We start from the raw sequence: 22,259 nt of genomic DNA on the forward strand, positions 1-22,259 counted from the left end.
GAGGGCAGGGCGATGATGCGACATATCGTGATGTTCCGGCGCCTGGCCAACGTTACCCCGGAGCCGGTTGTGGAGGCGCGGCTGGTTGAGCGGATGCGCAACCTGGATAAGGAAATCGACTTTATCCGCGACTGGCACGTCGCGGCCAACGAATTGGATCGTCCGATCTGCTGGGATTACATCCTCGAGTCCAGTTTCGACGACGCGGCTGCAGTGGAGCGATACCTGCCACACCCTGCACACCAGTCGCTCGTGAGTGAGTTGAAACAGTACTTTGAGTGGGTAGCGGTCGACTACAGCATCTAGCGGTGCATGCGGCGCGCGCCCCTCATCGGTTCGCGCGCCATAACAACAAGATCCTGTGTTAATAGGCACAGGACGGAGATGCCCATGAACAAGAAAAAGAACTACCGTTGGACGATCTTGACGATGTTGTTCCTCGCCATGATCATCAACTATGTCGATCGCGCTGCCCTGTCGATCGCCATGCCCTTCATCACCCAGGAATACCACCTCACGCCTTCTGAAAAAGGCATGATTTTTAGCAGTTTCTTCTTTGGCTATGCCTTGTTCTGCTTCGTCGGCGGTTACCTGGCAGACCGCTTCGGGCCCAAGCGGGTGCTGACCTGGTCGATGAGCTTCTGGTCCGTTTTGTGCGGCTCGACCGCCCTGGCTTTCAACTTTTGGTCGCTGCTGATCGTTCGCGCGCTGTTCGGCGTGGGTGAGGGCCCGGTGTCGACCACTGCCAACAAGACAGTCAATAGCTGGTTCCCCATCAAAGAGCGGGCCCGTGCCATTGGCATCAATCAGGCGGGTGGCCCGCTCGGCGGTGCGTTGGCCGGGCCAATTGTCGGCTTTCTGGCCCTTTGGCTGGGCTGGCGCGTTGCATTTGTCGTAATCGCTGTGGTCGGTGTGCTGTGGGCGATCGCGTGGTTCCGCCTGGCAACTTCGACCCCCAAGGAGCATCCACGCGTTTCGGCTGAAGAATTGGCCGAAATCAATGAGGGCCGCGAAACCCCTGTTACCGCTGCTCAGGATGCACCGCGTACACCGGTGCTGCAGATCATCCTGCAACGCTCGGTACTGGTCACTGGCATCTCGCTGTTCTGTTACAACTACATCTTGTATTTCTTCATGACCTGGTTCCCGTCTTACCTGATCGATGCGAAGGGCATCAACCTGAAGGAAATGAGCATCGTCACGGCACTGCCTTGGTTGGTCGGCACCGTGGGTTTCGTATGCGGCGGTTTGTTGATCGACTGGGTGTTCAAGCGCACAGGCAAGCAGCTGTTTTCGCGAAAGGTCGTGCTGGTGACGTGCCTGTTAATTGCCGCAGTGTGCATTGGCCTGACTGGCCAGGTGCAATCGGTGACCACCACCGTCGTGGTAATGACGGTCGCTATCGGCTTCCTGATGCTGACGGCACCGGCTTACTGGTCGTTGATCCAGGACGCGGTACCGGATCATCAGGTGGGCACTGCAGGCGGCTTCATGCACGGCCTGGCTAACCTCTCCGGCATCGTCGCGCCCACGGTCACCGGCATGATCATCCAGTCGACCGGTACTTACGCCAGTGGTTTTGCGCTCGCAGGTGGCCTGGGCATCCTGGGCGCGGTGATCGTTGCATTTTTCGTTGGCCAGAAGCCTGCGAACCAGACCGCAGCAGTGGCGGCGGCTTGAACCTCGACACCCGGCCTCAGGCCGGGCTGTAAATTGAACGGCCAGCCAAGTGCCGGCAATCGATACGAATTTGGGAATTTGCCATGCCTACGCTTCTTGTCACCGGCGCCGCCGGTATCGTCGGAACCGCCCTGCGGCCTTTTCTCCGTCAGCGTTATGATCTGCGCCTGTTCGACCGCAAGCCTGTCGAACATCTGAGTGAGGGTGAAACCGCGTTGGTCGGCGACCTCACTGACCCTGCGTGCGTGCAACGCGCGGTAGAAGGCGTCGACGGCATCCTGCACCTGGCCTGCGCGCACGGTACCGATATTCAGTTCCAGGCGACGGTCGAACCCAATTACCACGCTACCCTCTACCTGCTCGAAGCGGCGCAGCGCCATGGCGTCAAGCGCTTCGTCTTCGCCAGCAGCCACCACGTGCTGGGGCAGTACCGCAGTGACGTCGCACAAAGCTTCGACGACATGCCGGTTGCCCCTGACAGCTACTATGCGCTCAGCAAAGTCTTTGGCGAGGCAGCGTGCGCCACGTTCTCGCAGCGTAGCGAGTTGGCCACGTTCATTATTCGTATCGGCAATGCCGACCCCAAGGTGTCGGATGCCCGCCGCCTGCGCATGTGGACGAGCGCCCGCGACCTGGCGCAACTGACACTGATCGGGCTTGAGCATCCGGATGTGCGCCAAGAGATCGTCTACGGCGTTTCGGAAAGCTCCAACCCGCTGTTCCACAACCGCCGCGCGCGCGCGTTGGGTTATGCGCCGCAAGATACCGCTGACCACAACCTGGCCGAGAACTACTTGCCGTACGAGGCGATGGCGGCGATTGGTTCGGGCCGTGACCATGTGGGCGGAGCGTATGCCGGTGTGCCCCTCGCCAGCGTGCTGGAGGCCGTATGAAGATCGTCAGAATCGATACCCACATCGTCGAAATCCCGTTCAACGATGGCGGCAAAGGGCAAGGCATAACGCCCACCACCTGGAACACCCTGGAAAACGTGTTGATCCGCCTTGAGGATGAGCATGGCAATGTCGGCTGGGGCGAAGCCTTTGGCTATTTCGTTGCCGATGCCACCAAGGCGTTGATCGATCGCCTGATTGCGCCGTTGCTGCTCAATCGCGAAATTACCGATATCGCGGCATGGAACCGCGAGATTCAGCTGCGCCTGCACCTGTTCGGTCGTTATGGCGTAACGATGTTCGCCATTTCCGGGGTCGATATCGGGTTGTGGGACCTCGCTGCCCGTCGCCAGGGTGTTCCGTTGCATCGCTTGCTCGGCAACGCCACGCGAGAGCAGATTCCCGCCTACGCCAGCATGGTGCGCTACGCGGACAACGAGGTGGCGCCGGGCATTTGTGAAAAGGCGCTGCAAATGGGGTTCAGCGATATCAAGCTGCATGAAGTCACCCTGGATGAAATCGCCTCGTGTCGCCGTGCGATCGGCGACCAGGTACCGCTGGCCACCGATGTGAATTGCTCGTGGAGCGTGGAGAACACCCGCGAATGGCTGCCTGCGCTGCGCGACATGAAGCTTGCCTGGCTGGAGGAACCCATCTTCCCGCCGGAAGATTTCGCAACGCTTGCGAGCCTGCGTGGGCAAGGGGTGCCGCTGTCGGCGGGGGAGAACTGGTGCACGGCATTGCAATTCGAACAGGCGTTGCTCAGCGGTGCTGTCGACTCGATTCAACCCAGTGTGACCAAGGTCGGGGGTATCTCCGAATGCTTGCGCATCGCCGAGGCCGCCAGCCAGCACAAGGCCGTCGTGCTGCCCCATTGCCCGTATTTCGGGCCAGGCCTGATCGCCACGCTGCACCTAGCAGCGGTTCAACCGACGGTACCGCAGGTCGAGTACCTGTTCGTTGAGCCGGCCGGCTGGCTCTACCCGATAGAGGCGCTGCGCCAGGGCAATCAGTTGCACATCCCTCAAGGTGCAGGCCTGGGGGTGGACATCGACACTGCTGTCATCGAGCGCTTCCGCCGGAGCTGATCGCTCACCGCCTCATTTAATGCGTTGGCACAGCTGCTACGACCAAGCGGTGTGGGCTGGCTGTGCCTGGAATTCTGATCGAGGAGGCTGTATGCAAGCCATTGAACTGAGCAATGCCATCTGGGCCCTTCGGTTGCTCCCCGAGTGGGGAGGCCGCGTCGCCGCGCTCAAGGCCGAAGGGCTGGATATCTTGCTGCCGGTCAGCAGTAGCGTGTTCAACCCGTTGGACTGGCCCCGGGCGGGCGCGTATCCGCTGATGCCATACTGCAACCGGCTGAAAGACGCGCGCTTGTCCTTTGCCGGGCAGACTTACCAGCTACCCGCCCACCCTGCGGCACAGCCGCATACGCTTCACGGTATCAGCCATACCCAAGCCTGGGAGGTGGTCAGCGCGGATCAGCAGCAGGTGCTTATCGCTTGCACTTATCAAGGCCCACACTGGCCCTGGATGTTTCGTGCCGAGCAACGGTTCACTCTTGAAGGCAATTGCCTGCGCATTACCTTGGCACTGGTAAACCTGGGTGACACTGACATGCCCGCAGGTTTCGGGCTGCATCCGTACTTCCAGCGCCACCCCGGCATGCGTGCTCGCTACAGCCGTGGGCGTGAGTGGCTGATCGACGATCAGTACCTGGCCACTGGTGAGTTTGTCGACGCGGTCGCCGACATCACGCTGCAGGCCGATGACCCGGCTGCCGTGGCCCATTACCAGTCCCGCTGGGACGGCAAGCTGAACCTTGAGTATCGCGAAGGTCGTCTGGCGATCAGCGCATCGAGTCCGTTGTCGCATTTTGTCGCCTTTGCACCGGCGAACGCACCGTTCGTTTGCCTTGAGCCGGTGTCGCATTTGGCAGATGCGTTCAACCGCCCACGCTCGGACTGGCGCGAAGTTGGAACGCACGTGCTTGAGCCCGGAGCGAGAATGACGGCCACCCTCGACTTCGAGTGGCACGGTCACTGAGTACTGGCTCCTGATTTAACCCCCCCACTGCACTGAGAATAAAAACAATGAAACACTCCTTGTATGGAGCGGGCTTCGCTCGCGCTGCAAAACCGTTGTCGCTGCTGATCGGCTTTAGTCCTTTTTGCGCGCAGGCTGCGTTACTGGAGGATGGCAAAGCTAATCTGACGTTCCGCAATTTCTATTACAACCATGATCTACGTGACTCGACGAAGCCGGCGCAGTCGAAACTCGAAGAATGGGCTCAGGGTTTTATCTTCAAAGGCGAATCCGGGTACACCGACACCACAATTGGTGTGGGCGTCGATGTATATGCAGGGCTCGGTCTGAAACTCGACTCATCTCCCTCGCGCAGTGGCACTGCACTGCTGCCAGGGGCCTACAAGCGCGCGGGGGCACCGCGCAATGCTGACCCACGTTCGGCGGATGAATTTTCCGAAGCCACCGCGGCGTTGAAATTGAAGTACTCCAAAAGTGAGCTGAAGGTAGGCGGCCTGTTCCCCAGGATTCCCTTGGTCAGTTCGGGGGATGCGCGCCTGCTTCCGCAGTTTTTCGAAGGTGCCATGCTGGACATTCGCGAAATTGAGAACCTGGACATCGGCCTGGGGCAGATGCGTCAGGTTAACCAGCGAGAATTTGCCGGCAATCGCGATATACAGGTGGGCAACTACTTGAGCGTGACCAGCGACCGCTTCAACTACCTGGGGGGCACCTGGCGCATGACCCCACAGACCTCCTTGGGCGTCTGGGCGGGCCGGCTGGAGGATGTCTACGACCAGACGCTCTATACCGGCACGCATGCAGTGAAGGCGGGCGACTGGAACCTGTCAGGTACGCTCAACTACCTGGATTCCAGCGAGTCCGGCAGCGAAAGGGCGGGCAAGCTGGACAGCCGTATGACGTCTGCGATGCTCAGCGCGAACCTCAAGGCCCAGACGTTCCGGATTGGCTACCAGTACAACGCGGGCGACAGCGCGCTGCCGTTCATTCACGACACGGATCTGCCGGGAGTCGCCAATGCCGTGCAGGTGCTGAGATTCGACCGTGCTCAAGAGCGCTCCTGGCAAGCCCGGTACGACCTGGACTTTGCCCCCCTTGGGGTGCCGGGGCTGAGTGCCTTCGCACGGTATGTACGCGGCGACAACTTCAAGGTGGCCGGAGAAGACGCCAGCGAGTGGGAGCGCAACATCGATGTGTCCTATGTGATTCAAAGCGGGCCACTGAAAAACGTGGCCCTACGCTGGCGGAACGTACAGCTGCAAGGCGATGCGACCGGGCGGCGCGACGAAAACCGCGTCATCATCGCCTACACCTTGCCGCTGTTCTGACCTGCCGACTGCACCACCGACTTCTCGCGGGGACGGTGGATGCAATTTTTTGGAGCTTCGAACCGATGTCTGAACAGCTCAGCCCACACATGAGAGCCTACGTTGAACGAGCCCAGGCCTTCGCGCCGGCAGGGCAGGACCTGCAGGCGCGCAGGCGTGCGTTTCTCGCCGCCTGCCGTGCATGCACCGGTGCGGCACCCGCGCACTGGCGCATCGATGACCTTGAACATGAAGGCTTGCGCCTGCGCGTGTACAAGCCGCAGGCGGCTGCGCCACGCGGTGGATGGCCAACACTGCTGTACGTGCACGGCGGGGGCTGGGATCTGGGTAGCCTGGATACGCATGACTGGTTTGCCTTTGCCCTCGCTTCCCGCCTGCAAGCGGCAATCGTCGCGGTGGACTATCGGCTTGCCCCAGAGCATCCGTATCCGGCGCCGCTGGACGATTGCCTGAAAGCCTGGCAAGGCTTGCGCCAAGGGCGCCTGGCCGACGATCTGTGCACCGAACGGCTGATCGTCGCGGGCGACAGTGCCGGGGGGACGCTGGCTGCAGGGTTATGCATGGCATTGCGCAGGGACGGCGAGGCACAACCGTTGGGGCAGGTGCTCGTGTACCCGGTGCTCACAACCCGCACTGATTTACCTTCCATGTCAGAGCATGCCCAGGCACCGATGATGACTGTTGAAGGCTTGCAGAAATCCCTGGCCGGCTATTTACCTGATGATGCCAATCGGTTGGATGCATGCGCCATGCCCCTTGAGGCAGACAACCATCAAGGACTGGCGCCGGCGTTCATCGGTGTCGCCGAAATTGACCCGCTGCGCGATCACGGTGTTGCCTATGCCAGCGCGTTAAGCAAGTGTGCCGTGCCCGTTCAGTTGGTGGTCGGACGGGGGATGATCCACTCATCCCTCAGGGCATTTGGTGACGACGAGGTCGAGGCGCTTTACGATCGAATGGCCGTATGGATGGCCGAACGGTTCGAATCACAGCCCTGAGTGCTGTGACCCGAATGGCCCCTCGTTCGCGCGGGGTACTGCAACCGTGACAGCGGCTTAGAAGCCGTTTTGCAGGTTTGCTGGTTTGCCCAGGTACTCCCGGGCCTTCGCAACCTCCGCTGCCGGTATCTCTGGCGCAGCGTTTCCCCAACTGTTGCGCACGTAGGTCAGCACCGCAGCAATGTCGGCATTGCTGAGCTTCCAGTCGAACGAAGGCATGCCGGCACCGGTGACATTTGCCTCGGTGATCGCGGCTCTGCTGCCGGCCAGTACCGTTGTCACCAGGTTGGAGTGGCTTGCTGCACGAATCCCCGGATTGTCGGCGAAGCCGGTAACCATGCCAGGGATGCCCTCACCGCCGACATTGTGGCAGGCCATGCAGTTGTGCTCATAAACGGCGGCACCACGGCGCATGACTGGCGTCGCTTGAGCAAGCGCTTCGGGCTTGGCGGCCTGCGAACCTGGCAGTGAATGCAGGTATTCGGCAATCGCTGCCAGGTCATGATCATTTAAATACTGGCTCGAAAACTCGATGACCTCGGCCATCGAGCCTGATGCCACTGCCTGGTGGTTGCTGCCAGTCTTGAGGTACTGCTGGATCTGCTCGGCGCTCCAGGCCCCTAGACCGTGGTATCGATCCCCGGTGATTTCGGGTGCATGGCTGCCGGCTACATCGGCACCTTGCAGGTAGCGGCCAGTATCGCCGCCGAGCAGGTTCTTCGGTGTGTGACACGAGGCACAGTGGCCAGCACCATCTACCAGGTACCGGCCGCGGTTCCATTGCTCAGATTGCGATGGGTCGGCCTGGAACGGTGAGTTGTCGAAGAACAGCAGGTTCCAGCCGTGCATCGCCAGGCGGATGTTGTACGGGAAGCCCAGCGTGTTCTGCTTTGCCGGCTGCTCGACAGGTTGCAGTGAGCGTATATAGGCCCATAAGTCGTGCATGTCATCGTCGTTGAAGCGCACGTAAGCGTTGTAGGGCATGGCCGGGTACAACAGCTGCCCATCCTTGTGCTTGCCGTGGCGCACGGCACGGAAGAAGTCGCGCTCGGTCCAGTGGCCCAGGCCGGTGTTGAGGGCGGGGGTGATGTTGGTTGAATAGACCACGCCGAACGGCGTCTGCAAACCATAACCGCCGGCGAACGGCTTGCCGCCCGGAACACTGTGACAAGCGGCGCAGTCACCCTGAATCGATACATAGGCACCGCGGGCGATGGCGGCCGGGTCGGCGGGACTGGCCTGGGCGGCCGTGACCTGGTCGTCGGCGACGTCATCGGCAGCGGTATTGTTGTTGCTGTACAGGGCGGCGCCCAGCCCCACCAGTGCCAGCGAGGCGACAGTCGCTACCAGCAGCTTTTTCTTGTTCATGCCAGCTTTCCTCACGCGTGCACCAGTGGGCCAGGGTTTTTCAGGTACTGCTCGAGGATCGCCTTGGCGGTCCACAACGCCAGCGCACCGATGGTCACGGTGGGGTTATAGCCGCCGTTATTGGGGAACGATGAAGCGCCAAGCACGAACACGTTGTGCGCGGCCCAGGATTGCTGGTAGCGGTTCAGCGCGCTGGTGGTGGGGTCGGTGCCCATGACCACACCGCCGTTGGTGTGAGACGAGTCATTGGCGCGAAATGGCGTGTAGTGGTCTGCAGCGAAGTTGTAGGACTCGATATGCCGGCCTCCGACAGCCTTGGCGATCTGCTCGCACTTTTGCCGGATGAACTCACCTGAGCGCTTGTCGTTGAGGTTGTAATCGAACGTCATGCGCATCAGCGGTCGACCGTAGTTGTCCTTGTAGGTCGGGTCCAGGTCGAAGTACATGTCTTCATGCGCGTAGCTGGTGCCTTGGCCCTGGATCATCGCCCAGTTCTGGTAGCTGTGGCGGAACGCCTGCTTCCACCCCTTGCCCCAGGCCGGGGCGCCTTTGGGCAGTACGCCGGCCATGCCAATCGGCAAGCCACTGTTGGACAACGACTGGATACCCGCACCGCCAATGAACCCCAACCCGCTGTGGTCGAAGTTGTCGGCATTGAAGTCGTCGATCTGAATCGCCAGGCAGCCGGTGTTCATGAACGGATTGAGGTGTGCGTTCTCGAACCACAGGTAGGCATACGAAAGGGTCTGGAAGCTGTAGTTGCGCCCGATCACCCCGCGTCGTGTGCGCGGGTCGTAAGGCTCGCCGATGCCCGAGAGCAGCATCAGGCGCACATTGTCGAGTTGATAGGCAGCGACGATGACGATGTCGGCAGGTTGTTCGCCACGCACGCCGTTCTTGTCGACGTAGCTGACGCCGGTTGCGGTCTTGCCATCGGGCGACTTGTTGATATGCAGTACTTCGGTCTCGGTCAGCAGCTCGAAGGTGGAGTGGCGCATCAATGCGGGCACGACGCAGGCGTTGGGGCTGCTCTTGGACCAGTTGCCGCAGCCGAACAGCTGGCAGTAACCGCAATAGGTGCAGGGCCCCATACGGACACCCAGCGGGTTGACGTAGGCCTGGGATATCGTTCCGGCAGGCACAGGGAACGGGTGATAGCCCATCTGCGTAGTCTTCTCGCTGAAGATGTCGTTCCAGTGGCTAGGGACCAATGGCGGCGTAGGGAATTCACGGCTGCGTGAGCCCTCGAACGGGTTGCCGCCGGGCATGACCACGCCTTGGATGACACCTGCCTTGCCACTCGTGCCGGCAATGCGCTCGAAGCGATCGTAGAAAGGCTCCAGTTCCTGGTAGGTGACACCCCAGTCCTGCACCTGCAGGCCAGGCAGCAAGTGGCCCTTGCCGTAACGCTCCACGGTCTTGCTGTAAGGCTCGAAGTCGAACGGGTTGAAGCGCCAGGAGGCTGCGGCCCAGTGCGTGCCTGCGCCACCCACATTGTTGCCGAGGGTGAGGTTGCTCCACTCGCGAACGGGCAGCGCCTCCTGACGGGCGTTGTTGCGCACTGTGTAGGTTTCCTGGCGCGGTGCCTGAAGAATTTCCCTGCGCGTTGCCCAGCGCAGCTCGTCGGTGTCCACCGAGGGTGGAAAGTCGGTGGCGGTGTCACGCCAGGCGCCGCGTTCGATGGCGACTACCCGCAGCCCAGCCCTGGCCAGTTCCTCTGCAATCACCGAGCCCGACCAGCCCAGGCCGATGACAACCACGTCCGCTTTAGGTCTTGTTGTTTTCATGCGTGTTCCTTGGTTCGCGCGCAGCCGGGCGCCAGCAGATGCCGTGACCGCCCTGCGCGAAGGGTGTGCGATAGGCTGTGTTCCCGGTCAGACTGCCTTGTCGAGCAGGCTCACTGGTTCCAGGTGGAGTGGTTGGCCCTTTTTGTGAAGGTAGGGCCGGTAGTCGTAGCGTGCCCCCGGAAAGCCGATCAAGCGCCAGCCCACCATGTTGCGGTTGCCGCCATACATTGGGTCAGCCAGGTAACCTTCACGCACGTTCTGCAGCAGCAGGGCGAACAACTCGGCGCCCAGGGGTAATGGCAGGCGGTCCTGGCCGGCTTCCATGGCGCGAAGCAGGTCGTCCTGGCGGTCGGGGTCGAGTGCGCTGAACAGCGTGCCGTACTGGGTGCGACAGTAGTCGCCCAGACGTGCAAGGGCTTCACGGTAACGCTGGGCGGGGGTTAGCTGGAACTGCGGGCCTTGTTCGGGCGTGCCTTGCTTGTAGGGGCCAAGCCGATAGGTGCTGGCCGCCTGGCCGTAGGGGCCGGCCAGCTGGCGATCAAGAAACACCACGCAACCCGCCTGGCTGGCACTTATGCCCAGTTCGTCTTCCGGGATGAGCCGGTCGAAGATGGCTGTCACTTCATGGGCTTCGGCAGCGGTGAAATACACCAGTGCACCCGGGGTTGGCGGCGACGGCAGCGCATCAGCCTGGGTGCCAACAGGGAAGTGGCTATCGGAACGTATCACGCCGGCGCTGGCGCTGCTGATCGCGCCAAGGGCGCTGATTTGAACAAGCGATATCAAGGCTTCACGTCTGTTCATGTCCATCATCCTCAGGACGTGCATCGACCGCAATCGGTGCCTGGCACCGCGCGATGACGCTTGAGTTATTGTTATCGGCTTGATGCAACGTGCGCCGCACACTGTGTGTTCGGCCGGGCAGGCAGGTCCCCGGCAAGTCACCGACGGGGCTGGACGTTGCTTCGAATCCAAGCGGGGCGAGTCTAGGGCTGTGACAGAACATCGCGCCACGATGCTTTTGATGGGTTTCCTTCAAAATTTTCGCAGGCTACTCTTGCGCGACTTATCGAACGCTGGATCACGGGGTAGGGCAGGTATGTCTTCAGAGGGCAAAGGGCAGGGGCGTGCGGCAGTCACCTTGAGCGACGTGGCTCGTTTGGCCGGAGTTGCGCCCATGACGGTATCGCGCTATCTCAACCAGCCGGAAACCGTGCGTGAGCCTACCCGCCTGAAAGTACGCCGCGCCATCGAGCAAACCGGCTATGTGCACAACCGCCTGGCCGGTTCGCTGAAGTCCAGCCGGACTCGGCTGGTGGCGGTAGTGGTGCCGATGGTAACCAACCCGATTTTTTCCGACGCGTTCCAGGCGATCAACGAGCGCCTGGCCAAGGCTGGGTATCAGGTGCTGTTGGGCGTCTCGGGTTACCAGAGTGAGCAGGAGCAGGAGTTGCTTGAGGTGATCCTCAGCCGTCGCCCGGACGGCATCATCCTCACCGGCACCCTGCATACCACCACCAGCCGCAACCGTCTGCGGGCTGCGGGCGTGCCGGTAGTGGAAACCTGGGATTTGTCAGCCGAACCGATCGATATGCTGGTCGGGTTTTCCCATGAGCAGGCAGGCCGCGACGTTGCTCGGCATCTGCTTGGCCAAGGCTATCGGCATTTCGCCCTGTTCGCTGTCGATGACCCACGCGGTTTGCGGCGCGCTGACAGCTTCAGCCAGGCGCTGGCCGAGGAGGGGTTCACTGACCTGCACCGGCGCACTTGGCAAGGCTTGCCGTCGCTGGCGCAGGGGCGCGAGGGGCTGAGCGCCTTGTTACAGGCTTTGCCTGGCGATGCCAATGAGCCCTTTGTGGTGGTGTGCACCTCCGACACCATTGCTCAGGGTGTGCTCACTGAAGCCGCTGCCCGTGGCATCCGCGTGCCGGATCAGCTGGCGGTAATGGGGTTCGGTGACATGGCATTCGCGGCTCATACCTTTCCCGCCTTGTCCACGGTCAGGATCGACGGCACGCTCATGGGGCAGACAGCCGCAATGATGCTTTTGGAGCGCTTGCAGGGTGATGGCGTGTCGTTGAAAACGGTCGATATCGGCTATGAGCTGGTGAAGCGCGATAGCACTGTCTAGCGGGATCCAGCGCTGCTTCGTGGTGCAAAAGTAACGTTATCAGATCGACATTTTTTTAATTATTAACTCAAATGCTCTTGTCCATCCTGATGCAATGCGCTAGGTTTTTTAGCGGAAATGGTAACGATACCATTTGGCTGGAATGGATTCAGGATAAGAACAATGTCCAAGATAACCTGCGTTAGAACCCTGCGCCTGCCCGAGCGCCCCAAGCTGATATGGCTGGAGATCGAAACCGATGAAGGGCTTATCGGCCTGGGCGAAACCTTTCGCGGTGCTGCCACTGTCGAAGCTGCGATACACGAACTCATTGCGCCAGGCCTGATCGGCAGGGATTCGCGGCAGATCGAGGCCATCGCCCTGGAACTCACCAACCCGTACATCGGCTACCACAGCGCAAGCGCTGAAATCCGCGCCGCCAGCGCGGTGGACATCGCCCTGTGGGACCTCAAGGGCCAGCGTCATGGTGTGCCTATTCACGAAGCCATGGGCGGTGCCTGCCGCGAGCGGATTCGTGTGTACAACACCTGCGCCGGCTATGACTTCAACACTCAGCAAGGCGCACGCCGCGAGATCACTGCAGCCGATCGTGCGCAGGGCCCCTACGACGATCAACTGGCCTTCAGCCGCGATGCCGGCGCTTTGGCAGTCAGCCTGGTGGAAGAGGGCTACACGGCCATGAAAATCTGGCCGTTCGACCCGTTTGCCCGCCAGCAGGGGGCCAACAGCATCAGCCTTGAAGAGGTGCGCAAAGGCTGTGAGGCGTTCCGCCAGATCCGCCAGGCTGTGGGGGATCGCATCGAAATCATGTGCGAGTTGCACAGCCTTTGGGACAGCACCGCAGCCCTGCGTATCTGCCAGGCACTGGAGGCCTTCGATGTGTACTGGGTGGAAGACCCGCTGTGCAAAATGGACGATGCCCAGGCCCTGGCCGACCTGCGTAACCGCACCCGGGTGCCGATCTGCGCCAGCGAGACACTTGGCAGCAGCACTGCCTACCGCGACCTGCTCAACGCCGGCAGTCTCGATTACCTGATGCTGGACCTGGTGTGGTGCGGTGGTTTCACCGAGGCACGCAAGATTGCCGCGTTGGCCCAGGCCTACAACAAGCCGCTGGCACCGCATGACTGCACCGGGCCCGTGGCGCTGTACGCCGGCCTGCACCTGGGGCTGCATGCACCCACTGCTGTGCTGCAGGAGGTCGTGCGCGCTTCGCTGTCAACCTGGTATGGGGAACTGGTGACCCATCTGCCGCAGATCGAAGCGGGCTTCGCGCTCGCGCCTACCCTGCCGGGATTGGGGACGGCGCTGCGGCCGGAAACCAGGCAGCGTGCGGACGCAATCATCCGAGAAACCCACTGCTGAGTGGTTGCGGCGCAGCCGCTTGTCTGCGCCGCCAATCCGCCATCGAGAATACAATGAAAAAAACACATTCTCTGCGCCGTTTTTTTGCCGAGCATCGCCGTTACGAAGTCATCATCCTGCTGTTTGTAATGATGATCATCAACCAGGGCGACCGCGCCACGCTGTCCATCGCCGGCGCCAGCCTGGCCGATGAGATGGGCTTGGGGCATGCCCAGATGGGCTGGCTGTTCTCGGCCTTCGCCTGGGCCTACATGCTGCTGCAACTACCCGGCGGACTGGCCATCGACCGGTTCGGCAGCATTCGTGTGCTGGGCTTGGCGATCATGGCCTGGTCGGTGTTCACCGGGCTGATTGGCACGGTGGCGATGATGCCGGTAGGGCTCGCGTTTTTCGCCGTGTTCATCCTGCGTTTCATGGTCGGTGCGGCCGAGGCCCCATGCTTTCCTGCCAACAGCAAGATCGTTTCGATGTGGTTTCCCACTGCCGAGCGCGGTACTGCCACGGCGATCTTCAACTCTTCGCAGTATTTTGCAGCGGTGGTGTTCACGCCGCTGCTGGCCTGGATATCCACCCGCTGGGGTTGGCCGTGGGTGTTCTATGTGATGGGCGTGGCCGGCGTGCTCATGGGGTTGCTGTTCATTCGCCGCATCAAGGCACCCGTGCAGCACCCTTCCATCACACCTTCGGAACTAGAAACCATGCGCGTCGGTGGCGCCAGCCTACGAGAGCATGCGGCAAGCCGCCCGCAGGCAGAGGGCTGGAAACAGACCTGGGAACGTGCCCGCGGGTTGCTCAGGCAACGCATGTACCTAGGGATCTACCTGGCCCAATTCTGCATCAGTACCTTGACGTTCTTCTTTCTCACCTGGTTCCCCGTGTACCTGGTGCAGCAGCGCGGGCTGTCGCTGCTCGACGCCGGGCTGCTCGCGGCAGTGCCGGCGATCTGCGGCTTCGTGGGGGGGATTACCGGTGGCATGGCGTCGGATTGGATGCTGCGCAAAGGCATGTCGTTGACCCTGGCGCGCAAGCTGCCGATCTTCATCGGCATGGCGCTGTCGATGAGCATGATCTTGTGCAACTACGTGGAAACCAACCTGCTGGTGGTGCTGTTCATGGCGCTGGCGTTCTTCGGCAAGGGCGTCGGCGCCCTGGGTTGGGCAATCATCGCGGACGTCTCGCCCAAGGACAGCATTGGCATGAATGGCGCCATCTTCAATACCTTCGGCAGCCTGGCCGGCATCGTCACACCGGTGGTGATCGGCTACATGGTGCAGTCGATGAACTCGTTCAACGGCGCTTTGATCTACGTCGCCCTGAATGCCGTCGGTGCGTTCGTCAGCTACCTGGTGATCGTCGGCCCGCTGCGCCGCCCAGACGAGGGCGCCAACGGCCAGGATGATGCGCGATCCGGCTCGTCTCTCAACGCTGCGGCTGCCAATTGATACCCGCTGTGGCCACATTACTGACAAGGACAACAATAATGTACAAGAGCAGAAAGCTGTTCCGCGCCTTGAGCCTGGCAACGTGCCTGACCGGCCTGGCCGGCACCCCGCAGGCACACGCCAGCCAGTGGCCGGCCATGGGCCCCGCGCTCACTGAAGTGGCACGCCTGGATTGGCTGTGCAATGCGGTGGCGCTGACCTCTGACGGTCGCCTGTTCGTCGGCCTGCCGCGCTGGCCGGGGTTCGAGAAAACCCCCTCCATTGCTGAGGTCATGCCTGATGGCAGCCTCAAGCCCTTCCCGGGCGGGCAGTGGAACGACTGGGCGCCGGGCAAGCCAAGTGCGGCCGCGCTGGTAAAGATCAACACCATCCACATCTTCGACGATGACACCTTGTGGGCGATCGACCAAGGCGAGGATGCAGGCCCTGAAGGCATCAATCCCGGGCAGAAGATCCTCCAGTTCGATACCCGCAGCGGCAAGCTGTTGCGCAGCATCAGCCTACCCGCCAGCGTGCTGCCGGCTGGCGCGAACCTCAATGATTTGCGCCTGGACAGCGAACACGCCTATGTGACCGACTCCGGCCTAGGTGGGGTCATCGTCGTCAACTTGCGCACCGGTGACGCTGTCAGGCGGCTGGCGGGGCACCCGTCGACGCAGATGATTCCCACCCGACGGCCAATCGGTGAAGACGGCCATGTGTTGTTGCTGCCGGACGGCAGTGATCACCAGGTGCACTCAGACCCCATCGAGATCAGCCCCGATGGCCAGTGGCTCTATTACCAGCCGCTGAGCGGGCCATTGTGGCGGGTACCGACCGCCGGCCTGCGTGACCCGGGGCTGAGCGATGAGCAGTTGGGCAAGCAAGTGCAGTTCGTCTACAACACCAATCCACTTACCGGCACCGCAATCGACAGCGCCGGCAACATTTACATGGGCGAGTACGACAAGCCTCGGGTCACCGTCTTTTCGCCAGATGGCACCCTGCGCGTTGTCGCGGAGGACGAGCGCTTGGCCAATCCCGACGCGATGATCATTTCCGACCAGCGCGAGCTGTATATACCGGTTCCGCAAAGTGCCCGCATGGCGTCTAACCGTGGGCCGGGCGGAAAGGATGCGCTGCAGTTGCCATTCAAGATCTACAAGCTGCAGCTGCCTAAAAACCTTGGCGATCGGGAGAAAGTCCCTGGACTGGTCGGCAAACCGTTAGCCACCACACGGTGAGCCCCCGGGCAGGCGTTGCGGCGCGTGCCAACCCTGCACCTTTCACACCCATGATCCAGCGGCCGTCATTGGCGGCCGCAGGGTGCCTACGCCTGCGCGAAAGGCCCCCGTACATTTTCCAAGCCTGCCTGTGCAATGGAGCACAGGTCGTAAACCCAGGAGTTGTAACCATGAAAACAAAAAACAGCATGGCCGCTTTGAGCTTCGCCTTCATCGCTTCCGCTTTCACCCATGTGCAGGCGGCTAATGCGCCGAGTACTTCGGTGGTCACCCAGGAAAACCTGTCGACCGCCGCGGCCCAGCAGTTGGCCGAACGCGCAACCGAGATGGCCCGCAGCCGCAGCATGAACATCTGTATTGCCGTGACCGACGCCGACGGGCATCTGCTGGCCTTTACCCGCATGCAGGGCGCTTACGCCGGTTGCGTCGAAGCGTCGATCGCCAAGGCCAAGTCTGCAGCGCGCTTTGCCATCAATACCATCACCTTCTACGACCTGGCGCGAAAAGAGAACCTGGCCATCGGCACCATTCCGGGCATCCTGCCAGCGGTGGGCGGTGTCGTGGTCAAGCATGACAGCAACGTGATCGGCAGTGTGGGCATCAGCGGCGCGACAGACCTGACCGAACAGAAACTGGCTGAAGACGTGGCGGCCACGTTCCATTGAGGCAGCGGCCTCCGGTGTTGCTGGGGGCCGTATTTGACCTGCACTTTGTCTGCAAGGAATCGAACATGAGCTTGTCACGTTTACTGTTATGCGCCGCTATCGCGGGAGCCTTGCCTCTGGCCAGCGCCGCCGATACACCTGAGCCATTGCTTGGCACGGCGAACCTGTCGCTGGCCGGAGCCTCCGCGCTGCTGGACCGGGCAGTTGCCAAGGCGATTGGCGAAGGTGTGCACCCATGCATCGCGATCACCGATGCCAGCGGTTACCTACTGGCGTTCAAACGCATGGATGGCGCGGCGCCGGGGTGCGTCGAGGCAGCCATCAAGAAGGCCAACTCGGCCGCGATCAACGATGTCGACACGGTTGTGTTCTACGACATGGCGCGCAAGGACAACCTGCAACTGGGCAGTATCCCGGGCATCCTGCCGGCGGTGGCAGGCCTGGTGATACGCCAGCAGGGCCAGCGCGTCGGCGGAATGGGAGTGGCGGGTGGTGCCAGTGATGCCCAAGAGCAGCGCTTTGCCACCGAAGTCGTTCGCGCCTTCGAAAAAACGCTGCCTGCTCCGCAACCCCTCAAGGAGACCCATCCATGAACAGCGCCACCCTGCGTCTTGACACTGTCGATGGCGCTTCTGCCAGCGATTATGGCCTCCTGAAGCCTTCGACCATGCCTCACTCGCTCAGCGTGGCGGGGCTGGCGGCTACGCTGCTGGCTGCTGTCTACTGTGGCTGGGGCAACCATACGTTGCCAGATTTCGCAGCCTGGTCCAGCACCGTCTGGATGGGTGTGGCCTTGCTCAGCGCCGTAATGATCACACCCAGGGTGTTCGCGCCTGGCTATCTGTTGTCGCTGCTGCCGTTTCTGCTCGCCTGGCGCGTCGCGGCCATGAATGACGCGCAGGTAATGGTGTGGGTCGCGAGTATCGCCGCCATTCCGATCTTTCTACAGTTCGTGGACTGTGCCTTCAGCGACCTGCGCCGAGACCGCTCCAAGCCAGGTGCGTGGTTGGGCACCTTGTTGTGGCAGGCGACGCTCGTGCGCATGTACTTCGGCTTGAACGAGCTCTGCCACAGCGCTGAAAAGATCTTTGCCGGCATGGGCTGGTTTCATAAGCTCGAAGCGGGCTTCCAGGGTTTCGGCCTGGGGGAAATGGCTGCGGCATTCGTGATTCTGGGCGGTTTGATCGAGTTCGCCAGTGCAGTCAGTGTCGGTCTTGGCCTGTTTGCCAGGCTGGGCGCGTTCGTCAGCCTCATCTACTTCCTGGTCGCCACCGTCGGTTTTGGTGGGGAATGGAGCCGCGGTTACGCGTGGGCCTCGGCAGGCGGTGGTGGTTGGGAGTACGTGATGCTGCTGATGATCGTGTTCGGCGGGGTGATGATGACGGGCGCCGGGAAGTTTTCACTGGACGGCTGGTTGTTGCATCGTCGGCTTATCCCGCGGTGGTTTGTACCCTTGGCGGTCAACAAGCAAGGGCAGGGCTGAGCTCGACGGCAGTAGGCTAAAACCGGGCAGGCATGGCAGACTGCCCGCTTTAAGTAACTGGATGTTGCAAGGTGGACAAGATCGAGCGTCGCCAGCGCATGGCCGATGTTGCCCGTCAGGCAGGGGTCAGCCTGAGCACCGTGGACCGCGTATTGAACGAACGCGGCAGTGTCTCCGACAGCAAGCGCCGCAAAGTGCTGCAAGCGGCGCAGGCTCTAGGGCTCAAGCGCTTACTGCCATCGCCGGTGCACGGTCTGCTGCGTTTCGACCTGCTGATGGTCGACAGTGCAACCGATCACTTCCAGCGGCTGACGGCAGCGTTCGTTCAGCAGGCGCAGATGCACCGCTCGCGCCTGGTCCTGCAGCGCCAAGTCTGGCAAGAGCGAGATCCGCAGCAGTTGCTGGCGTTGATCAATAAGCCCAAGGTGCCGCGACAGGGCATGATCGTGGTGGCTCAGGACACCCCTGAAGTACGCGCCGCGCTGAAGGCGCAAATGGATGCCGGGGTTCCGGTGGTGCTGCTGACCAGCAGCCTCTCGGGGCTGACGGGCGCAACCTATGTCGGCATCGACAACCACAAGGCCGGCCGTGCCGCCGGCCGGCTGATGAGCCAGTGGGTCCGCCCGGGACAGGGCCCGGTACTGCTGGTGACCAATTCGCTGCTGTACCACGCTCATCAGCAGCGGGTTCAAGGGTTTCTCGAAGTCATGGGCGAACGGGCGCCGAACGTCGCGGTGCTTGGGCCGTTGGAATGCTTTGATGATGACGACCTGAACGCGGCGACACTCAGCGAATACGCCAGCCAGGCTGCGCCGATCGCCGGGTTGTACACCACGGGCAGTGGGTCGACCGGAGTGCATCGCGGGCTGAAGCGTTTCAAGGCAAGCCCTGTCTGGATCAGCCATGAGGCGACCCATCAGCATGCCGCGATGCTCGCCGAAGGGGTGCTGTCGTTGGTACTCGACCAGGACCCTGAAGGGCAGGCAGAAGCCGCCATCCAGCAACTGCTCTACGCCAACGGTGACCTGGCCGCGCCCCCGCAAGTGCACCCACAGCTGCGTATAGTGATCGACGAGACCGTTGATTCTGTCCGACCCTGATGGTGTTTTGACGTAAACACGTCAAAGCCTCAATGGCGTGGCGTAATGTCGCGCCCTACACTGGCGCCCGCCGTGATTGGCAGGTCGCCAGGTACACCTCCCAGCATCCCGCGCTTTTCGTTCGCCCACTGCATCCCCATCGCTTCGACGTGCTCATCCGTGCGCGCCGTGTGCCTTTGTGCGCCCGAAAAACCGCTACCTGCCCACGGTCCCCCGTGATTGTCGATAAGGAGAATTCCATGAAGCGTAGGGACGCCTTGCGTTCTATGGGTGCGCTGTTCGCCGCCGCAGGCCTTGCCAAGGTCGGTGCGGTAGAACTCAAGTCGGTGCCCTCAGAAACCGGCTTGACCCGCGAAATGCTGCCGTCGCCGGTCATGAGCGGCGGCCAGGGCAACGTGTTCAAAGGCCAGGCTCGCGCCACCCTGACGGCGGTGTTCGACCGCCTGATCCCCCAAGACCAGCTTGGGCCATCGGCCAGTGAAGCGGGGTGCGTGGACTTTCTCGATGCCCAGATGAATGGGCCCTATGGTGAGTCGAAAGACCTCTACCTGGACCAGCCGCTGCGCGCCGACGAGTCGCAACTGATGGGCCTGACCATCAGCCTGCGCACCCGCCGCGACTACACCCTGGCTGGGCTCGAGTTCATTGACCGGCACGCCCGCGCGCGCCATTCCAAACCCTTCGCCGAGCTCGAAGGCGAGCAGATGGACGCTGTGCTGTCTGACCTGGAGGCCGGCAAGCTCGATTGGGAAGGCAAGGGCAGCAGCAACCGCCTGTTCGAGTTCCTGCTGATGAGCGTGCGTGAGGGCTACTTCTCCGACCCGCTTTACGGCGGCAACCGCGGGATGGTCGGCTGGAAGCTGGTTGGCTTCCCCGGTGCCCGTTACGACTACCGCCAATACATCGACCGGCGCGGTCAGGATCTGGGCCTTGAGCCCATCAGCCTGATCCCGGTGAGCTGAGCCCAGGAGATACCCATGGCAATTCAACGCAAGAAAGCTGACGTCGTGATCGTCGGCCTGGGCTGGGCCGGCTCGCTGATGGCCGAAGAACTCACTCGAGCCGGACTGGAAGTGGTGGCCATCGACCGCGGCCCCTGGCTCGACACCTCCACCGATACCCCGCCAGCGGTCGACCCGGACGAACTGCGCTGGACCATACGCCGCGAGCTGCTGCTGCAGCCAGGTGATTACACCCTGACGTTCCGCAATCAGTCAGGCCAGACCGCGGTGCCGACGCGTGAACTGAAGGCCTTCCAGATGGGCAAGTCGGTCGGTGGCGCAGGCTTCCATTGGGCCGGCATGGCCTGGCGCTTCTCCGAGTGGGACTTCCGCGTGCGATCGGCCACGCTGGAGCGCTACGGCGCGAGCAAGCTCAAGGGCCTGGAGCAGGTGCAGGACTGGGGCATCACCTATGCCGACCTCGAGCCGTTCTACGACCGCTTCGAGCGCATCGCCGGTATTTCCGGTGTGGCTGGCAATATCAACGGCAAGCTGCAACCTGGTGGCAACCCCTTCGAAGGGCCCCGCAGCCGGGAATTCCCGACGCCAGCGCTCAAAGAATCGCAGCTGATGCAGATGTACCGCGACAGCACTGCGCAAATGGGCCTGCACCCGTTCTACATCCCCGTCGCCCACGTCGGCGCGGCCTATGTGAACCCGCTCGGGGTAAGCATGGCGCCTTGCACCTACTGTGGCTATTGCATGTTCCATGGTTGCGGTAACTACTCCAAGTCTTCGCCCCAGGCCTGCGTGATCCCGGCGCTGATGCGGCGCAAGAACTTCACCCTGATCACCCAGGGTTACGTGACCAAGATCCACAAGGCTGAAGACGGCAAGACCGCCACCGGCGTGAGCTATTTCGACGAACAGGGCCGCGAAGTGATCCAGCCGGCCGATATCGTCGCGCTGTGCTCGTTCACCTATGATAACGCGCGGCTGATGATGATCAGCCAGATCGGTCAGCAGTACGACCCGGTGACCCAGACCGGCACTCTTGGCCGTGCCTACAACTACCAGACCTGCTCGGGCGCCCACGTGTGGTTCGAGGACCAGACACTCAACCCGTTCATTGGCGCTGGTGGCCTGGGTATCCAGGTCGACGACTACAACGGTGACAACTTCGATCACAGCCAGCACGACTTCATTGGCGGCGCCGGCTTGCTCACTGTTTCCCGCGAGGGCATGCCGATTGGTCGCTCCGGCCTGCTGCCGCCTGGTACTCCGCGCTGGGGTAAAGGCTTCAAGCAGAACTACCAGGACAACTACCAGAACTACGGCATCATCTTCGGCCAGGGCACCTCGATGCCGACCCGCGATGCCTACTTGTCACTGGACCCGAACTACAAGGACCGCTGGGGCACACCGCTGCTGCGCATGACCTTCGACTGGAACCAGAACGACCGCAACATGGCCCGCTTCATCGAGCAGCGCGCAGTGGACATTGGCAAGAAGATGGGTGCCAAGCACGTACAAACGTTCAATTCGGCGGCAAAGTCCTGGAGCCCGTACGACGAGAACTCCAACCACACCCAAGGCGGCATGATCATGGGCGAAGACCCGCGTACCAGCGCGGTGAACACCTACCTGCAAAGCTGGGATGCACACAACGTGTTCGTGGTCGGCGCATCGGCGTTCCCGACCAACGCGGGTTACAACCCCACCAGCACCGTTGGCGCTTTGGCCATTCGTACGGCACGCGCGATCCATGAAAAGTATCAGCACAACCCCGGTTCCCTGGTGTGAGGC

Annotated in this window: 20 protein-coding genes; 17 read left to right on the forward strand and 3 right to left on the reverse strand. The window is 61.8% G+C overall.

Going from position 1 to position 22,259, the window contains the following annotated elements; all coding sequences use genetic code 11:
• Positions 1-12: 12 nt before the first annotated feature.
• The 7 genes from JOY50_RS05390 (at position 13) to JOY50_RS05420 (ending at position 6,948) form a co-directional block, all read left to right on the forward strand.
• The gene (locus tag JOY50_RS05390; RefSeq protein ID WP_063426077.1) at positions 13-306 is read left to right on the forward strand and encodes a Dabb family protein; all 294 of its coding nucleotides are present in this window, start codon (positions 13-15) and stop codon (positions 304-306) included.
• 84 nt (positions 307-390) lie between these two features.
• Positions 391-1,680: an MFS transporter gene (locus JOY50_RS05395; RefSeq protein ID WP_138736618.1), complete on the forward strand. Its 1,290-nt coding sequence runs from the start codon at positions 391-393 to the stop codon at positions 1,678-1,680.
• An 83-nt stretch (positions 1,681-1,763) separates the two neighbouring features.
• Entirely contained in the window at positions 1,764-2,573 is an 810-nt protein-coding gene (locus JOY50_RS05400; RefSeq protein WP_138736619.1) for an NAD(P)-dependent oxidoreductase, read from the forward strand.
• Entirely contained in the window at positions 2,570-3,661 is a 1,092-nt protein-coding gene (locus tag JOY50_RS05405) for a mandelate racemase/muconate lactonizing enzyme family protein (RefSeq protein ID WP_138736620.1), read from the forward strand. The genes JOY50_RS05400 and JOY50_RS05405 overlap by 4 nt, the downstream gene beginning before the upstream one ends.
• 91 nt (positions 3,662-3,752) lie before the next feature.
• On the forward strand, positions 3,753-4,622 hold the full coding sequence (locus JOY50_RS05410; protein ID WP_243054896.1) for an aldose 1-epimerase: 870 nt from the start codon (positions 3,753-3,755) through the stop codon (positions 4,620-4,622).
• A gap of 95 nt (positions 4,623-4,717) precedes the next feature.
• Positions 4,718-5,950: an OprD family porin gene (locus tag JOY50_RS05415; protein ID WP_238342209.1), complete on the forward strand. Its 1,233-nt coding sequence runs from the start codon at positions 4,718-4,720 to the stop codon at positions 5,948-5,950.
• A 65-nt stretch (positions 5,951-6,015) separates the two neighbouring features.
• Positions 6,016-6,948: an alpha/beta hydrolase gene (locus JOY50_RS05420; protein WP_243054897.1), complete on the forward strand. Its 933-nt coding sequence runs from the start codon at positions 6,016-6,018 to the stop codon at positions 6,946-6,948.
• Between the two features lie 57 nt (positions 6,949-7,005).
• Here JOY50_RS05420 and JOY50_RS05425 read toward each other — a convergent pair whose 3' ends face one another.
• The 3 genes from JOY50_RS05425 to JOY50_RS05435 all read right to left on the reverse strand — a co-directional run bounded on the left by JOY50_RS05425 (position 7,006) and on the right by JOY50_RS05435 (position 10,907).
• On the reverse strand, positions 7,006-8,316 hold the full coding sequence (locus JOY50_RS05425) for a c-type cytochrome (protein ID WP_243054898.1): 1,311 nt from the start codon (positions 8,314-8,316) through the stop codon (positions 7,006-7,008).
• An 11-nt stretch (positions 8,317-8,327) separates the two neighbouring features.
• The gene (locus JOY50_RS05430; RefSeq protein ID WP_138736624.1) at positions 8,328-10,103 is read right to left on the reverse strand and encodes a GMC family oxidoreductase; all 1,776 of its coding nucleotides are present in this window, start codon (positions 10,101-10,103) and stop codon (positions 8,328-8,330) included.
• Between the two features lie 87 nt (positions 10,104-10,190).
• A complete protein-coding gene (locus JOY50_RS05435) occupies positions 10,191-10,907 on the reverse strand; it encodes a gluconate 2-dehydrogenase subunit 3 family protein (protein WP_138736625.1) in 717 nt (238 codons plus the stop codon).
• A 295-nt stretch (positions 10,908-11,202) separates the two neighbouring features.
• Here JOY50_RS05435 and JOY50_RS05440 point away from each other — a divergent pair, with 295 nt between their 5' ends.
• From JOY50_RS05440 to JOY50_RS05485, 10 genes are all read left to right on the forward strand, one after another.
• Positions 11,203-12,234 (forward strand): LacI family DNA-binding transcriptional regulator, encoded by a 1,032-nt coding sequence (locus tag JOY50_RS05440; RefSeq protein WP_138736626.1) that lies wholly within the window; start codon positions 11,203-11,205, stop codon positions 12,232-12,234.
• A gap of 162 nt (positions 12,235-12,396) precedes the next feature.
• Entirely contained in the window at positions 12,397-13,599 is a 1,203-nt protein-coding gene (locus JOY50_RS05445) for a mandelate racemase/muconate lactonizing enzyme family protein (protein ID WP_138736627.1), read from the forward strand.
• Between the two features lie 53 nt (positions 13,600-13,652).
• Positions 13,653-15,041 (forward strand): MFS transporter, encoded by a 1,389-nt coding sequence (locus tag JOY50_RS05450; protein WP_138736628.1) that lies wholly within the window; start codon positions 13,653-13,655, stop codon positions 15,039-15,041.
• A gap of 38 nt (positions 15,042-15,079) precedes the next feature.
• Positions 15,080-16,264: an L-dopachrome tautomerase-related protein gene (locus tag JOY50_RS05455; RefSeq protein ID WP_138736629.1), complete on the forward strand. Its 1,185-nt coding sequence runs from the start codon at positions 15,080-15,082 to the stop codon at positions 16,262-16,264.
• A 170-nt stretch (positions 16,265-16,434) separates the two neighbouring features.
• Positions 16,435-16,929, forward strand: coding sequence for a heme-binding protein (locus JOY50_RS05460; protein ID WP_238342232.1), 495 nt, complete (start codon positions 16,435-16,437; stop codon positions 16,927-16,929).
• A gap of 65 nt (positions 16,930-16,994) precedes the next feature.
• Entirely contained in the window at positions 16,995-17,522 is a 528-nt protein-coding gene (locus tag JOY50_RS05465) for a heme-binding protein (RefSeq protein ID WP_138736630.1), read from the forward strand.
• On the forward strand, positions 17,519-18,412 hold the full coding sequence (locus JOY50_RS05470) for a DoxX family protein (RefSeq protein WP_138736631.1): 894 nt from the start codon (positions 17,519-17,521) through the stop codon (positions 18,410-18,412). Before JOY50_RS05465 ends, JOY50_RS05470 begins: the two co-directional genes overlap by 4 nt.
• 71 nt (positions 18,413-18,483) lie before the next feature.
• On the forward strand, positions 18,484-19,512 hold the full coding sequence (locus JOY50_RS05475; protein WP_138736632.1) for a LacI family DNA-binding transcriptional regulator: 1,029 nt from the start codon (positions 18,484-18,486) through the stop codon (positions 19,510-19,512).
• Between the two features lie 239 nt (positions 19,513-19,751).
• Entirely contained in the window at positions 19,752-20,474 is a 723-nt protein-coding gene (locus JOY50_RS05480; protein WP_192902496.1) for a gluconate 2-dehydrogenase subunit 3 family protein, read from the forward strand.
• Between the two features lie 15 nt (positions 20,475-20,489).
• Positions 20,490-22,256, forward strand: coding sequence for a GMC family oxidoreductase (locus JOY50_RS05485; protein WP_138736634.1), 1,767 nt, complete (start codon positions 20,490-20,492; stop codon positions 22,254-22,256).
• The last annotated feature ends 3 nt before the right edge of the window (positions 22,257-22,259 follow it).

The sequence above is a fragment of the Pseudomonas sp. BP01 genome (assembly GCF_022760795.1).
Classification (GTDB): domain Bacteria; phylum Pseudomonadota; class Gammaproteobacteria; order Pseudomonadales; family Pseudomonadaceae; genus Aquipseudomonas; species Aquipseudomonas putida_Q.